This is a genomic window from Pseudoalteromonas sp. OF5H-5 (assembly GCF_021530695.1).
In the GTDB taxonomy this organism is placed as follows: domain Bacteria; phylum Pseudomonadota; class Gammaproteobacteria; order Enterobacterales; family Alteromonadaceae; genus Pseudoalteromonas.
Map to the genome: position 1 here is coordinate 108914 of NZ_JAKGBF010000001.1, position 15473 is coordinate 124386.

Here is a 15473-nt window from a genome sequence, read left to right on the forward strand (position 1 = left end):
GACCAATCTCACTTTTATTTTGTATCAAATCAATGGATAGGATCTCTTATGGTCATCAAACCAAAAATTCGTGGATTTATTTGTACGAATGCGCATCCGGTAGGCTGTGCTGCACACGTTCAAGAACAGATTGAATACGTAAAACAACAAGGCCAAATCGAAAATGGTCCTAAGAATGTATTAGTAATTGGTGCATCGACAGGCTATGGCTTGGCGTCGCGTATCACTGCTGCATTTGGTGCCGGTGCGAAAACGCTAGGTATCTTCTTTGAAAAAGAAGGCTCAGAGAAGAAAACCGCGTCAGCGGGTTGGTATAATACGGCTGCATTCCAGCAAGCTGCAGAAGAAGCGGGTTTATGGTCTAAAAATATCAATGGTGATGCGTTTTCTGATGAGTTGAAGCAAAAAACCATCGACACTATCAAAGCTGAGTTGGGTAAAGTAGATTTAGTGGTATATAGCCTTGCGTCTCCTCGTCGTAAAGACCCTAAATCTGATGAAGTTTACTCTTCAACACTTAAGCCAATTGGCTCAGCTATCACAACTAAAAACCTAAATACTTCAAAGCGCGTCATTGATGAAATGACAGTTGAAGCTGCTAACGAAGACGAAATTGCTAATACGGTTAAAGTGATGGGTGGTGAAGACTGGGAACTTTGGATTGATGCGCTTAAGCAAGCTGATGTACTGGCTGATGGTTTCAAGACAACGGCATATACTTATATTGGTAAAGAGCTGACTTGGCCGATATACGGTCACGCGACTATTGGTAAAGCAAAAGAAGACTTGGACCGTGCGACGCAGGCAATTCGTGAAACCACAGCGGATATTAAAGGCGAAGCGTATGTGTCTTCACTGAATGCAGTAGTGACGCAGGCAAGCTCTGCTATTCCAATTATGCCTCTTTATATCTCTGCACTATTTAAAGTGATGAAAGGTGATGGAACTTATGAAGGGACAATCGAGCAAATTCATGGGCTGTTTACTGAAAATCTATATGGTCAATCGCCAAGCTTTGATGATGGCGGTCACTTGTTCCAAAACTATAAGGAACTAGAAGACGGCGTTCAAGCTCGTGTGCAAACTATTTGGGATACTGTTGATACTGATACAATTGATGAACTGACGGATTATGTTGGTTATCACAACGAATTCTTGAAGCTATTCGGCTTCGGGGTTGACGGCGTAGATTACGAAGCTGATGTGGATGCAACGGTAGAAATTAATCACCTCGTTTAATTTTACGGTTTTTAATCTCACTGTTTGTGATTTGGCGGGCAAAGTGCTAATTGGTACTTTGCCCGTTTTTGTTTGACCGTGAATTTTTACTTATTTTGCAGATCAGGGTAAGAAAAATTTTATCTATGCAACTTTGGTCTATACTCCTTCCAGTGATGGATTTTTCAACTAATCTAAATCCACGTTAAAGTCGTATTAATTTCATAATTCCACTCGCATACTCAGTACGATTAATGTTAAAATCAGATAAATATGTGAGGACTTTTATCACGACGCTGCTTTTTTGTGCGCGTTGAGAGGTATTTTAAAGGGGCTTGTTTGGGAACCCTATCCGGACTCATAACTTTCTGCTCTTTATACCTAATACTTAGTACAAACGAGGTGGCGCTGTGGTGACTAAAGATATTTTCAGTTTCTTTCCGTTAATGTAATGCAAGTGCGTATGATCAACATAAAAAAAGGTCTGGACTTACCAATAGAGGGCGCACCTCAGCAAGTTATTCATGATGGTTCTGCTGTCAAACGAGTAGCTGTGCTAGGTGAAGAATTCATCGGTATGCGTCCTACCATGCATATTCGTGTGGATGACCAAGTCAAAAAAGGCCAAGTTCTTTTTGAAGATAAAAAGAACCCAGGCGTCAAGTTTACTGCGCCAGCTTCTGGTGTAGTTAAAGAAATTAACCGTGGTGCTAAGCGTGTACTTCAATCCGTTGTGATCGAAGTTCAAGGCGACGAGCAAATCACTTTCGAGAAGTTTTCAGCTGCTGATTTAAGCAACTTAGACTCTGAAAAAGTGAAGGAAGTGCTAATCGAGTCTGGTCAATGGCCAGCGCTTCGTGCACGTCCATTCAGCCGTGTCGCTGTGCCGAGTGCAACACCTAGCTCAATCTTTGTGACAGCAACAGATACTAATCCGTTAGCAGCAGATCCTGCTGTTATCATCGCAGAAAACGTGGAAGCGTTTGAAGCGGGTCTAGCGGTTGTATCTCGTTTGACTGAAGGCAAAGTATTTGTGTGTAAGAAAGCGGGTGCTAACGTACCTAGTTCTTCTATCTCACAAGTAGAAGTTCATGAGTTTGCAGGTGTGCATCCAGCAGGTAACGTGGGTACTCACATTCACTTCCTAGATTCTGTAGGTACAAACAAGCAAGTTTGGCACATTGGTTACCAAGATGTCATCGCGTTTGGTAAGTTGTTCCTGACAGGTGAAATCTACTCAGACAGAGTTATTGCTCTAGCAGGTCCTCGAGTTAAGAACCCTCGCTTAGTAAAAACTCATGTCGGTGCGTCGCTAACAGATTTAGTTGCAGGCGAGCTTGAAGACGGTGATAACCGAGTCATTTCTGGCTCTGTGTTAGCTGGTAAAACAGCAACTGGCCCTCACGCTTACCTTGGTCGTTACCATACTCAAGTATCAGTTTTACTTGAAGGTCGCGAGAAAGAGCTATTTGGCTGGATCGCTCCGGGTAGTGATAAATTCTCAGTAACACGTACATTCATTTCACACTTAACACCTAGCCGTTTGTTCAAGATGACAACGTCTACTGGTGGTTCTAAGCGTGCGATGGTACCAATCGGTAACTATGAGCGTGTTATGCCACTCGATATTTTGCCAACGCTATTATTACGTGATCTTATTTCACGTGATCTAGATTCTGCGATTTCGTTGGGTGCACTAGAGCTAGATGAAGAAGATTTAGCACTATGTACTTACGTATGTCCGGGCAAATATGAGTACGGTTCAATCCTGCGCGATTGCCTGACTACTATCGAGAAGGAAGGTTAAAAATGGCCTTAAAGAAATTTTTAGAAGACATTGAACCTCACTTTGAACCTGGTGGTAAACACGAGAAGTGGTACGCGCTTTACGAAGCCGTAGCAACTATCTTCTATACTCCTGGTTATGTAAACAAAGGTGCAACGCACGTTCGTGATAACATCGACCTAAAACGTATTATGATTTTAGTGTGGATGGCGACGTTCCCTGCAATGTTCTTTGGTATGTTCAACATCGGTCACCAAGCTGCACTTGCACTAGGTAACGGTTTTGAGCTTGCTAATACTTGGCAGGTAGCTATCTTCCAAGCGCTTGGCGGAGAATTAACCGCTGATGCCGGGTGGGGCGCCAAAACGTTCTACGGTGCGTGTTTCTTCTTGCCTATTTATGCAACTGTGTTTGCGGTTGGTGGCTTCTGGGAAGTGTTATTCGCGTCAGTTCGCAAGCACGAAGTAAACGAAGGCTTCTTCGTAACCTCAGTGTTATTCGCGCTTATCCTGCCTGCAACAATTCCGCTATGGCAAGCTGCTTTAGGTATTACGTTCGGTGTTGTAATCGCGAAGGAAATCTTCGGCGGTACAGGTCGTAACTTCCTAAACCCAGCACTTGCAGGCCGTGCGTTCTTATTCTTTGCGTACCCTGCTGACATTTCTGGTGACACAGTGTGGACAGCTGTTGATTCGTTCTCTGGTGCAACTTACTTAGGTCAAGCGACTGCAGGTTCACTAGACTACAGCAATATGGACCTTTGGTTTAACGCGTTTTACGGTTTTATCCAAGGCTCTGTAGGTGAAACATCAACACTAGCAATCTTACTTGGTGGTTTGTTCCTTGTTTATGTTCGTATCGCTTCATGGCGCATCGTACTAGGTACATTCATTGGTATGGTTGTAATGTCATTCGTTCTAAATGCAATTGGCTCTGAAACAAACGCTGCGTTTGCTATGCCTTGGCACTGGCACTTAGTACTTGGTGGTTTTGCATTTGGTATGTTCTTTATGGCAACAGACCCAGTATCTGCGTCTTTCACAGACAAAGGTAAGTGGTTATACGGTGCGCTAATCGGTGTAATGGTTGTGCTTATCCGTGTTGTTAACCCGGCATACCCAGAGGGCATGATGTTAGCAATCTTATTCGCTAACCTTTTTGCTCCACTATTCGACCACTTCGTAGTGCAGTCAAATGTGAAGAGGAGATTGGCACGTGTCAACTAATAATGAATCAATGGGCAAAACGCTCGGCGTAGTTGTTGGCTTATGTTTAGTGTGTGCAATCGTAGTATCTTTTGCTTCGGTTCAGCTTCGTCCTATGCAGCAAGCAAACAAAAACGAAGATATTCAACGTAACATTTTAGCCGTTGCTGGCTACGATAAAGTTAAAAACGTATCTGAAGTTTTTAACCAAAATATCGAATCACGTGTTGTTAGTCTTAAAACGGGTGAGTTTGTTGAAGACGTTAAAGCGGAAACTTTTGATTTTGAAGCGACTAAGTTTGATGCCAAACGTAGTTACAAGCTTTCAAAAGAAGAAGACAAAGCGGGTATTCAACGTATCACAAATAACTCTCCAGTTTATTTTGCAAAAGATGACCAAGGTAAAGTGTCCACTATCATTCTACCAATCCAAGGTTATGGCCTTTGGGGTGTGATGTATGGCTTCCTTGCGCTAGAAGCTGATGGTGAGACGATTAAGTCAATCAACTTTTATAAGCACAGTGAAACTCCTGGTCTTGGTGGCGAAATCCAAAACCCTAAGTGGACTGCACTTTGGGAAGGTAAAGAGCTTCCTATCGACGTTGTTAAAGGTAGTGCTGGCGGTAACGAACACAAGGTAGATGGTCTATCTGGTGCGACACTTACTTCTAATGGTGTTGATCATACAGTAGATTTCTGGACAAGCGACAAAGCGTTTGGTCCATTCCTTGCGAAAGTACGTAAAGGAGCATTGAACTAATGGCTAATGCAAAAGAAATGAAGGAAGTCTTGTTTGGTCCTGTTTTTGCGAACAACCCGATTGCACTGCAAGTGTTGGGTATCTGTTCTGCACTAGCGGTAACTTCAAGCCTTAAAAATGCACTTATCATGTCAATTGCGTTGACATTGGTTACTGCGTTTTCAAGTTTATTTATCTCAATGATCCGTAATCACATTCCTTCAAGTGTGCGTATCATTGTCCAAATGACGATTATTGCATCTTTAGTAATCGTTGTAGACCAAGTGCTTCAAGCCGTTGTTTATTCAACAGCAAAAGAACTATCAACGTTCATCGGCCTTATCATTACTAACTGTATTGTAATGGGTCGTGCAGAAGCATACGCAATGAAGTCACCACCAACAATGTCGTTCCTTGACGGTATTGGTAACGGTTTAGGTTATTCTGTTGTGCTTTTAACAGTTGGCTTTATCCGTGAGCTATTCGGTGCGGGCACATTGTTTGGCGTTGAAATCTTACCACTTATCTCTGAAGGTGGTTGGTATCAGCCTATGGGTCTACTAGTTATGCCATTCAGTTCGTTCTTCATCGTAGGTGCATTTATTTGGGCACTACGTACTTGGAAGAAAGAGCAAGTAGAAGCGAAGGCATAAGGGGAGAGAGATGGAACAATATATCAATTTATTTATAAAAGCAGTTTTCATTGAAAACTTAGCTTTGTCTTTCTTCTTAGGTATGTGTACTTTCTTGGCGGTATCTAAGAAAGTAACAACGTCGCTAGGTCTAGGTATTGCGGTAGTTGTAGTTCTTGGTATCTCTGTACCAGTAAACAACTTGGTTTATCACGCAGTGCTAGCGCCGGGCGCATTGGAATGGTTAGGCTTCCCTGAAGTGGATCTTAGCTTCCTACGCTTCTTGACGTTTATCGGTGTAATCGCAGCGCTTGTTCAAATTCTAGAAATGACATTGGATAAGTTCTTCCCTGCGCTATATAACGCACTAGGTATCTTCCTACCGCTAATCACAGTTAACTGTGCGATTTTCGGTGCGGTATCATTCATGGTTGAGCGTAACTTAAACTTCGGTGAATCTGTAGTTTATGGTCTAGGTTCAGGTGTGGGCTGGGCACTTGCTATCGTATTGTTAGCAGGTATTCGTGAGAAGATGAAGTATGCAGACGTTCCTGATGGTTTACGTGGCTTAGGTATTACCTTTGTTACTGTAGGTCTAATGGGCTTTGGCTTCATGTCATTCTCTGGTATTTCACTGTAAGGTAGCGAGGAAACTATACGATGGAAACTATTGTATTAGGCGTAAGCATGTTCATCGCTATCGTTGTGATGCTAGTGCTTATCATCATTGCAGCGAAATCGAAGCTTGTAGCAAGCGGTGACGTTACAATTGATATTAACGGCGATCCTGAAAAAGCGATCAAGACTCCTGCTGGCGGTAAGCTACTAGGTGCACTTGCAAATGCGGGTATTTTCGTATCGTCTGCATGTGGTGGCGGTGGCTCATGTGGTCAGTGTCGCGTACATATTAAAGAGGGTGGTGGTGATATTCTACCAACCGAACTTGACCACATCTCTAAAGGTGAAGCACGTGAAGGCTGTCGTCTAGCGTGTCAGGTTAACGTTAAAAACGACATGGAAATCGAAGTTGAAGAATCAATCTTCGGTGTTAAAAAGTGGGAATGTACTGTTATCTCTAACGATAACAAAGCAACTTTCATCAAGGAGCTAAAACTAGGCATCCCTGAAGGTGAAGTTGTACCTTTCCGTGCCGGTGGTTACATTCAGATTGAAGCACCAGCTCACCATGTTAAATATGCAGACTATGATATTCCTGAAGAATATCGTGCTGACTGGGAACGTTTTGGTTTCTTTAAGCTAGAGTCTAAAGTTGACGAAGAAACGATCCGTGCATACTCAATGGCTAACTACCCAGAAGAGTTTGGCATCATCATGCTAAACGTACGTATCGCAACTCCGCCGCCAAATAACCTAACATTACCTTGTGGTAAGATGTCATCATTCATCTGGTCACTTAAAGAAGGTGATAAGGTTACTATTTCTGGTCCATTCGGTGAATTCTTCGCGAAAGACACAGATGCAGAAATGGTATTTGTTGGTGGTGGTGCTGGTATGGCGCCAATGCGTTCACACATCTTCGATCAGCTTAAGCGTCTTAACTCTAAGCGTAAGATGTCTTTCTGGTACGGTGCACGTTCTAAGCGTGAAATGTTCTACGTGGAAGACTTTGACGGTCTAGCTGAAGAAAATGATAACTTCCAATGGCATGTTGCCCTTTCAGATCCTCAACCAGAGGATAACTGGGAAGGTTACACGGGCTTCATTCATAACGTACTTTTTGAAAACTATCTTAAGGACCATGAAGCGCCAGAAGATTGTGAGTTCTACATGTGTGGTCCTCCAATGATGAACGCGGCAGTTATTAACATGCTTAAAGACTTAGGTGTTGAAGACGAAAACATCCTACTTGATGACTTCGGTGGTTAATTAGGTTTCGGTCTAACAATGAACTTAAGTTAGAATATAAGCCCTCCAGCAAAATACTTTGCTCGAGGGCTTTTTTATACCCGTTGGTACTAAACTCAGGGAATTCTGATGCAAGCAAGTTACGCTTTTTTATCTCGATTTTTTATTATTTCGTTTTTATTCGTTTTTTTAACAGGGTGCCAAGACGCCAAACCTGAAGCCAAGGAAATTGTGCTGTCTGGTAAAACCATGGGTACGACTTACAACATCAAGGTATTCCCCGGCGAAAAGCCGCTCGAACAAGCGCAGTTACATGAGGAGGTTGAGCAGGCATTAAAGGTTGTTAATCAATCTATGTCCACCTATATCCCAGATTCTGAGATTAACCAGTTCAACCGTTTAGCAGCGAATACCGTCATGCCTATCAGTGAAGACTTTCGCTTGGTAGTTGCAGAATCTATCCGTCTTGGAAAGTCGACCAAAACGCTTGATGTTACGATGGGACCGCTTATCGATTTGTGGGGATTTGGTCCTGACAAAAGACCAACAATGCGTCCGTCACAGGCTGAGTTAGACGATATGCGCACTCGTATCGGTGTTGATAAGCTTATTTTAAATGACCGTGGTCTTGCGAAAACAGTTACGGGGCTGGAATTATCATTTTCTGCAACCGCTAAAGGCTATGGCATAGATAAGGTCGCTGAGGTGATTGAGAGTCATGATATTCATGACTATATGGTAGAAATCGGTGGCGAGCTTCGCGTTTCTGGCAAGAAGCCGGATGGTGAGTGGCGTATTGCTATCGAGAAACCCGATGCGCCTGTTGGTCAACGCCAAATTCACCGCGTGATAGAGCCTGGTAAAAACGGTATTGCAACTTCAGGAGACTACCGTATTTTTTATGAAATGGACGGTGAAACCTTTACACACCTTATTGACCCTACAACGGGTCGCCCAGTTAAACATGAGCTGGTGTCTGTAACGGTACTACATCCATCTGCGATGACGGCTGATGGCCTAGCGACAGCATTGACTGTGATGGGCACTGAGCGTGCAAAGGCGTATGCCACTGAGCATCAACTCCCCGTGTATTTGATGTATAAAAGTCCTGAAGGGATCAAGAGTTACGCGAGTGAAGCATTTCAGCCGTACTTGAATTAAGCTGTACAACACCCCATAATTTAATTGTGAGTGACGCCATGAAAGCGTATAATTTGCGCGTCGTCACTCAATTCAATGTAGCAATAAAAGGGGCTAGATAATGTCTTTATTCCTCCTTACTTTCGGTTTACTTATGCTTATCGCTGTTGCGATGGCTGTAGGCGTTATCGTACAAAAGAAATCCATGGCAAGTAGCTGTGGTGGTTTGGGCTCAATGGGCATTGACAAAATTTGTGATTGCGACGATCCATGCGACAAACGCAAAAAGCGGTTAGCAAAAGAAGAGATGTGGAAAGAAAACCAGATCCTATAACCGTAGAATGGTATTAATTGAAAACGCAAGCTTAGCTTGCGTTTTTGCTTTTTGGGTAACAAACCTCAGGTTAAGTAAAAATGCAGCGGCAGCTATATTTTGTTCGTCATGGTGAAACGACCCTATCAGGCCATTTACTTGGAGTTACAGATCCCGAACTCAGTAGTACTGGTGCTCAGCAATTGCTGCAATCGTTAACGAGCCTAAGTGGCCTGCAGGGTATTATTAGCTCTCCAAGGAAGCGCTGCCTGAATACAGCCACAGCCTTTGCAAAGCAGTATCAACTCCCCGTTGAGGTGGAGCCAAATCTCGCCGAATTTGATTTTGGATTATGGGATGGACAACCTTATGATACGCTTTGGCGAGAAACCCAATTTCCAAGTATTGGTGACTTTTGGCAAAACCCTTGGCTGCACACGCCTCCTGAGGGCGAGTCTATGTATGATTTTCATCATCGGGTTGCCACATGGTGGCACAGCATTTTGGAATCGCCAAGTGAAGAGTGTACCGCCGTCGTAGCGCATGCTGGAGTAATAAAAGCGCTTGTAGCACTTATTCTTGACCTATCGCCTGAGCTTACTGCATACCAATCGAAGATAGATATTCCTTATGCGGGTATAGTAAAAGTTGAGGTGTTTTACGACAGCAGCCAAACTGCTTGGCCAAAAGTTGTATTTTAGACGTCTAGACTTCATAATATTGCAAATTTCGTGATAGGCAGATATTGGGAATGAGGTGTGAGTCCTCAACTGTCCCCGCAACTGTATGTGTATGAGTGTTACCTCTTGCATAAGTCAGATACCAAGGCCTATCTATATACTTAAGCGGGCAGACTTAAGTCAAAGTTGTCGCTTGTCTATAAGCTACTACTTTGCCGTGCCCAATCAGAGGTGCTATGGCAGTCACTCCACAGTTTCAAGTCGATAAACTTAGCGTGCAGCTTGGTGGTAAAGCCATCTTAAAGGCACTCAGCTTTGCTATTAATTCGGGTGAATTTATTGGTTTGCTCGGACCGAATGGTGCTGGAAAGTCGACTTTGCTGCGCACTTTATATCAATACACAGCGCCAAGTTCTGGGTCGCTACTTTTCAATGGTAAGCCGCTAGCTAGTTATGGACGTAAAGCCTACGCGAGACATGTTGCTGTGGTGCTACAAGAGATCCCCGCTGAGTTTACTCTGCCATTATTTGATATGGTATTGATGGGGCTAACACCGAACAAATCACTGCTCGCGACAACGACGGCTGCTGAAAAACAGGCAATCTTACATGCCATTGAGCAGGTTGGATTGAGCCATAAATTAGAGCAATGTTTTAGCTCCTTGTCTGGTGGGGAGAAGCAAAGGGCAATGATCGCACGTGCCATGGTGCAAGCGCCTCAAGTATTGATAATGGATGAGCCCACCAGCCATTTGGACATTAAATATCAAATCCAAATTATGGAGCTGGCCAAACAGCTTGGTGTTACTATCATTGCGTCTTTTCACGACTTAAATTTGGCTAGCGCCTTGTGCGACCGCTTATTAGTATTAAATAACGGTGAGCTTGTTGCAGATGGGTCGCCACTTGAAGTCATTACCGAAAGCCTATTAAGCCAAGTTTTTGGGGTATGTGCAGAGGTTTCTACTGTCCGCCATCCGCCAAATAACAGTGAGATCCCACATATACGCTTTCATTACGGGTATCAATTATGATTGCCGCAAAGCGGATCGCGTTGATATCGATACTGCTATTGAGCTTGTGCTGTTTTAGCATGCTGATGGCACTTAAGATCGGTGCGATTGATTTATCTTGGCATACGGTTATACAAGCGATTATTAATTTCGATCCCAACGTACTTCAACAACGGGTGGTAGTTGAGCTTCGTCTGCCACGGACGTTACTGGCGATGAGCGCGGGAGCAGGACTGGCGATAGCGGGTCTTATTTTACAAACCGTGACGCGTAACCCGCTAGCTGATCCTTATTTATTTGGTATTTCTTCAGGTGCTTCATTCGGTGTGGTGGTGCTTATTGCGCTATTTGGTGCACAGTCTAGCCTAATGATGTCTGGGGCTGCATTTGTCGGAAGTTTGCTGTCTATCTTGCTGCTTTTATTTGTGGCAAAACGCAATGCACTACAGCAGGTAGAAACTATGCTCTTGGCGGGCGTCGCACTTTCTTTTCTGTTCAGTGCCTTTACTAGCTTGTTGCTCTATTGGAGTGACCCTCAAGCCATCAGTGCAATCTTGTTTTGGAATCTAGGCTCGTTTGCAAGGGCGAGCTGGCAATGGCTATGGCTTCCATGTTTGGTCGTGTTGCTGAGTTTTATCACGCTTTTAGTGATGCGTCGGCCGCTCAACGCCTTGTTACTCGGAGATGAGAGCGCCACCACGCTTGGCGTGAATGTAGGACGAGTGCGAATAGGTATGTTGTTATTGAGCTCCTTACTCACCGCAGTACTTGTGGCTGCGTGCGGCGGAGTCGGATTTGTAGGCTTGATGATCCCGCATATCGTACGCTTTTTTATCTCGCAAGCAAAGGTCATTGGGCTTGTGGCCACCGCGCTTTGCGGTTCGCTTTTGATGCTATGGGTGGATGTATTGTCGCGCACGCTTATCGATAATCAGGAACTTCCTGTGGGGGTGATCACCGCCGCCATTGGCAGCGTGTTTTTCTTAGCATTGCTTATTTTCAAAAATCGCCGCTCTGGAGGCGTCGGAGTTACCCATGGTTAAACCGTTAGATACTCGCTTAAACACGCTTATTCAACAGCGCATCGACTTAAAAACCAAACCGCTAGGTGCGCTAGGTAAGCTTGAAGCTTTAGCTGTGCAGCTAGTACAGATCTTCTCACAAGGGCAGACGCAATTAGACATAGAGCAGTTAGCAATAACACGCCCTGCAATGTTTGTTTTTGCGGGTGACCATGGTATTGCAAGCCAAGGGGTTTCTATTGCGCCAAGCGAAGTAACTGGGCAAATGGTTGCAAACTTTGTGCAGGGGGGGGCCGCGATCAATGTTTTTTGTCGACAACTTGGTTGGCAGTTAACCGTAGTAGACTGTGGCACATTAGTGCCATGCGAGCCTTCGCCGAATTTGCGCTCGCAGCGACTTGGCGATATTACTCATGCTTTCCATAAACAGCCCGCGATGAGCGAAATGCAGCTCAAGCAAGGACTTGAATATGGAGAGCAAGTGGTGATGCCCGCTATTGAAGCGGGTAGCAACGTGATTGCTTTTGGTGAGATGGGGATTGGCAATACCAGTTCTGCAGCTGCAATTTTAGCGGCGCTCAGCGGGGCGAGTGTGGAATTATGTGTGGGGCGCGGTACAGGCATTGACGATGAAACGCTTTGCAAAAAACGGGCACTTATCAAACAGGCTCTAGAATATCATCAAGATAAGCTTGCGACACCAGAACAAATTTTGCAGCGCCTAGGTGGCTTTGAAATTGTGCAAATGGTTGGTGCCATGCTGGCGGTTGCACGGGCACAAAAAGTAATCATAGTGGATGGCTTCATCTCTACCGCAGCGGCTATGTTGGCAAGTAGAATTGCACCGCAAAGTAAGCAATATATGGTGTTTGCTCACGGCTCTATGGAGCAAGGCCATAAGTTAATGTTAGAGCAGTTAAACGCTGAGCCATTACTGCATTTAGATATGCGCTTGGGTGAGGGAACGGGCGCCGCTCTAGCGCTTCCATTATTACAAGCTGCGCTAGGCTTCTTTTGCGAAATGGCAAGCTTTGCCGATGCCGATGTTACGCAAGTGGTAGACGCATAATGCAGTGGCAACAAGAGTGGCGACTGTTTAAGTTTGCTGTGGTGTTTTTAACGCGGGTGCCAATTCGTTTGGAACCAGCCCCTTCTTCTGATGAACTCAGCGAAGTGAGTGGTTACTTTGCTTTGGTTGGTTTATTTGTTGGTAGCTTCTCGGCCATGCTTGGCTATGTTGCCAGTAGTGGTGTATCGCCGATGTTTGGTGCCGTTATCGTACTGGCTGCGAGTATTTTACTTACCGGGGCTTTTCACGAAGATGGTCTTGCCGATGTTTTTGACGGTTTTGGCGGTGGCTGGAGCCGTGAACAAAAGCTTGAGATCATGAAAGATAGCCGTCTTGGTACATACGGTAGTTGTGCGCTGATATTGCTGTTATTGGCCAAATTTTCGCTTTTGACCATGCTCTTTAATGACTTTGCTGTGACACTCGCTGCACTTATTTTAGCCCATAGCCTAAGTCGTGCCTTTGCGGTGTCTTTAATCGGTGCGCTTAACTATGTACAGGCTGATGAGCTGAGCAAAGTTAAGCCGGTAGCGAAACATATATCGAGTGCTGCGGCGACCCGCCTTACGCTCACTACCATTGCGATTTTAATTTTCTGTTGGCCATGGCTTGCGCTTTCACTGTTCGACTTGTTGATGCTGTGTACTTGCTTGTTTGTGCTAAGACTTGTGTGCATTAAATGGTTTAACGCTCAGCTTGGTGGTTACACCGGAGATTGTTTAGGGGCTGCGCAACAGCTTGCTGAGCTTGTTATTTTGCTTTTTATTGTGGGTCATCTCTAATGGCACAAATACAGTTAATACTGGGCGGTGCTCGCTCAGGCAAAAGTCGCTTGGCAGAGCAGCGCGCTATTCTATTGTTAGAGCAAGGTGCGGTGAACGAACTTTACTATGTTGCAACTGCAAAAGCCCAAGATGAAGAAATGAAAAGCCGAGTGTTTGCTCACCAGATGCAGCGTGATAGCCGCTGGCAGCTAGTGGAAGAGCCGTGGCATATTGATAAGCTTATTGCTACTGCACGCGAAGATGCGCTGTTACTTATCGATTGTTTGACCTTATGGCTGAGTTTTGGCTTATGCGAAATGGGTAAGGCCGCGACCATAGACAAAAAAGAACATGTGCTGGCGGCACTAGAAAGCTGTGCTGCCACTGTTATTTTGGTGAGTAACGAAGTGGGGCATGGGATAATTCCGCTTGGCGAGCTAAGCCGTGAGTTTGTTGATGAATCTGGTTGGCTCCATCAAGACATTGCTAAAGTGGCCGACAGAGTCGATTTTGTTATTGCAGGCTTGCCACAATGTTTAAAAGGTCAAGACGTATGAAAACCTTAATGGTGCAGGGCACCACGTCTGATGCCGGTAAAAGTACACTGGTTGCGGGACTTTGCCGGGTGCTGCAACGAAGAGGCTTATCTGTTGCGCCTTTTAAGCCGCAAAATATGGCACTAAATAGTGCCGTCACACCTTGTGGCGGTGAAATTGGTCGGGCACAAGCACTCCAAGCCGAAGCCGCAAAAGTCCCGCTATCCACAGACTTTAATCCTATTTTGCTTAAGCCAAACTCTGACACTGGCGCACAAGTGATCATTCACGGCAAAGCCATTAGCAATATGGAAGCAGCCGCTTATCATGATTACAAAAAGGTAGCGATGGAGGCCGTACTTTCCTCACATCAACGCCTCAGCGAACAATTTGAGCTGTGCATAGTGGAAGGGGCGGGGAGCCCTGCTGAGATCAATCTGCGTGAAAATGACATTGCCAATATGGGGTTTGCCTGTGAAGTTGCATGCCCCGTGATCATTATCGCTGATATCGACAAAGGCGGGGTGTTCGCACACTTGGTTGGCACACTTGCGCTATTAAGTGACTATGAACGAAGCTTAGTTAAAGGCTTTGTGATCAATCGCTTCCGTGGTGATATTGCGTTATTGCAATCAGGACTTGACTGGCTCGAGCAAAAAACGGGTAAGCCTGTACTTGGGGTATTGCCCTATTTGCATGGCTTAGCGCTCGATGCAGAAGATGCGGTGACGGTGGACAATATCTGTGAACGGGGATCGTTAAGCGTTAGGGTTTTACTATTTCCTCATATTAGCAATCACACCGATTTTGACACCTTGCGCTTAAACCCTGAAGTGGATTTGCGTTATGTACGCTATCAAGAATCTATCGGTCCTTGTGACTTAATCATTCTGCCCGGCAGCAAAAATGTGTTGAGCGATTTAACCTTCTTACGCAAACAGGGTTGGGCAGAAGAAATCAAACGGCATCTGAGGTACGGTGGTAAGGTACTAGGTGTGTGTGGCGGTTTGCAAATGTTAGGTAAGTTCATCAGAGATCCAAATGCGGTGGAATCAACACTCGGTGAAGTCGCAGGACTTGGTCTGGCTGACTTTGAGACCACACTCTCAGAGCAAAAAGTACTGACGCAAGTGTCTGGCATTTGCCAATTGGATGAGCAAAGTGCTGAAATTTGTGGTTACGAGATCCATGCAGGGATCTCTTCTGGAGCGGCACTAGAGGTGCCATTCTTGCGATTTAACACACATCCAAATAACAGTGTGCAGGACGGTTTTATCTCCCGAGATAATCAAATTGCAGCCACCTATTTACATGGTTTATTTGATACGGTCGCCGCCACACAGGCTATCTTGTCTTGGGCCGGTAGTAAGCAAGCGGGAACAGCCGCGATTGATTTAGCGAAGCACAGAGAGCTGCAAATTACGCGTCTTGCCGACAGCTGTGAAGCACATTTAGATTGGCAAAAATTGATGAAAATAATTGAGGAATAA

The 15473-nt window shown here is 44.9% G+C and carries 16 protein-coding genes and 1 riboswitch; all 16 genes read left to right on the top strand.

All coding sequences use genetic code 11. The annotated features are described in order from the left end of the window. The first annotated feature begins 48 nt into the window (after positions 1–48). The 16 genes from fabV to L1271_RS00560 all read left to right on the top strand — a co-directional run bounded on the left by fabV (position 49) and on the right by L1271_RS00560 (position 15473). Entirely contained in the window at positions 49–1239 is a 1191-nt protein-coding gene (fabV, locus tag L1271_RS00485) for an enoyl-ACP reductase FabV (RefSeq protein WP_235366537.1), read from the top strand. Positions 1240–1681: 442 nt separating this feature from the next. Next, entirely contained in the window at positions 1682–3025 is a 1344-nt protein-coding gene (locus L1271_RS00490) for a Na(+)-translocating NADH-quinone reductase subunit A (protein ID WP_010372207.1), read from the top strand. Between the two features lie 2 nt (positions 3026–3027). Continuing rightward, positions 3028–4230 carry an NADH:ubiquinone reductase (Na(+)-transporting) subunit B gene (locus L1271_RS00495; protein ID WP_010372204.1) on the top strand — a complete coding sequence of 401 codons (1203 nt, stop codon included), beginning with the start codon at positions 3028–3030 and terminating at the stop codon, positions 4228–4230. Next, entirely contained in the window at positions 4220–4969 is a 750-nt protein-coding gene (locus L1271_RS00500) for a Na(+)-translocating NADH-quinone reductase subunit C (RefSeq protein WP_095729564.1), read from the top strand. Before L1271_RS00495 ends, L1271_RS00500 begins: the two co-directional genes overlap by 11 nt. After that, a complete protein-coding gene (locus L1271_RS00505; protein WP_010372200.1) occupies positions 4969–5601 on the top strand; it encodes an NADH:ubiquinone reductase (Na(+)-transporting) subunit D in 633 nt (210 codons plus the stop codon). Before L1271_RS00500 ends, L1271_RS00505 begins: the two co-directional genes overlap by 1 nt. Positions 5602–5611: 10 nt before the next feature. Next, positions 5612–6220: an NADH:ubiquinone reductase (Na(+)-transporting) subunit E gene (nqrE, locus tag L1271_RS00510; RefSeq protein ID WP_010372198.1), complete on the top strand. Its 609-nt coding sequence runs from the start codon at positions 5612–5614 to the stop codon at positions 6218–6220. 20 nt (positions 6221–6240) lie between these two features. Continuing rightward, positions 6241–7467: an NADH:ubiquinone reductase (Na(+)-transporting) subunit F gene (nqrF, locus tag L1271_RS00515; protein WP_235366538.1), complete on the top strand. Its 1227-nt coding sequence runs from the start codon at positions 6241–6243 to the stop codon at positions 7465–7467. Between the two features lie 108 nt (positions 7468–7575). Continuing rightward, positions 7576–8607: an FAD:protein FMN transferase gene (locus tag L1271_RS00520; RefSeq protein ID WP_235366539.1), complete on the top strand. Its 1032-nt coding sequence runs from the start codon at positions 7576–7578 to the stop codon at positions 8605–8607. A gap of 100 nt (positions 8608–8707) precedes the next feature. Next, positions 8708–8920 carry a (Na+)-NQR maturation NqrM gene (gene nqrM, locus L1271_RS00525; protein ID WP_010372193.1) on the top strand — a complete coding sequence of 71 codons (213 nt, stop codon included), beginning with the start codon at positions 8708–8710 and terminating at the stop codon, positions 8918–8920. Between the two features lie 80 nt (positions 8921–9000). Further along, on the top strand, positions 9001–9600 hold the full coding sequence (locus L1271_RS00530) for a histidine phosphatase family protein (RefSeq protein ID WP_102057368.1): 600 nt from the start codon (positions 9001–9003) through the stop codon (positions 9598–9600). Between the two features lie 18 nt (positions 9601–9618). Further along, a riboswitch (cobalamin riboswitch) is annotated at positions 9619–9746 on the top strand. 69 nt (positions 9747–9815) lie between these two features. Continuing rightward, entirely contained in the window at positions 9816–10613 is a 798-nt protein-coding gene (locus L1271_RS00535) for an ABC transporter ATP-binding protein (RefSeq protein WP_206472237.1), read from the top strand. Beyond that, positions 10610–11635 (top strand): FecCD family ABC transporter permease, encoded by a 1026-nt coding sequence (locus L1271_RS00540; protein WP_102057366.1) that lies wholly within the window; start codon positions 10610–10612, stop codon positions 11633–11635. The genes L1271_RS00535 and L1271_RS00540 overlap by 4 nt, the downstream gene beginning before the upstream one ends. Continuing rightward, complete coding sequence (gene cobT / locus L1271_RS00545; protein WP_235366540.1) at positions 11628–12683, top strand: nicotinate-nucleotide--dimethylbenzimidazole phosphoribosyltransferase; 1056 nt, start codon at positions 11628–11630, stop codon at positions 12681–12683. The genes L1271_RS00540 and cobT overlap by 8 nt, the downstream gene beginning before the upstream one ends. Further along, positions 12683–13465: an adenosylcobinamide-GDP ribazoletransferase gene (locus L1271_RS00550; protein ID WP_235366541.1), complete on the top strand. Its 783-nt coding sequence runs from the start codon at positions 12683–12685 to the stop codon at positions 13463–13465. Before cobT ends, L1271_RS00550 begins: the two co-directional genes overlap by 1 nt. Beyond that, positions 13465–14004 carry a bifunctional adenosylcobinamide kinase/adenosylcobinamide-phosphate guanylyltransferase gene (gene cobU, locus L1271_RS00555; protein ID WP_010606107.1) on the top strand — a complete coding sequence of 180 codons (540 nt, stop codon included), beginning with the start codon at positions 13465–13467 and terminating at the stop codon, positions 14002–14004. Before L1271_RS00550 ends, cobU begins: the two co-directional genes overlap by 1 nt. Then, positions 14001–15473 (top strand): cobyric acid synthase, encoded by a 1473-nt coding sequence (locus L1271_RS00560; RefSeq protein ID WP_235366542.1) that lies wholly within the window; start codon positions 14001–14003, stop codon positions 15471–15473. Before cobU ends, L1271_RS00560 begins: the two co-directional genes overlap by 4 nt.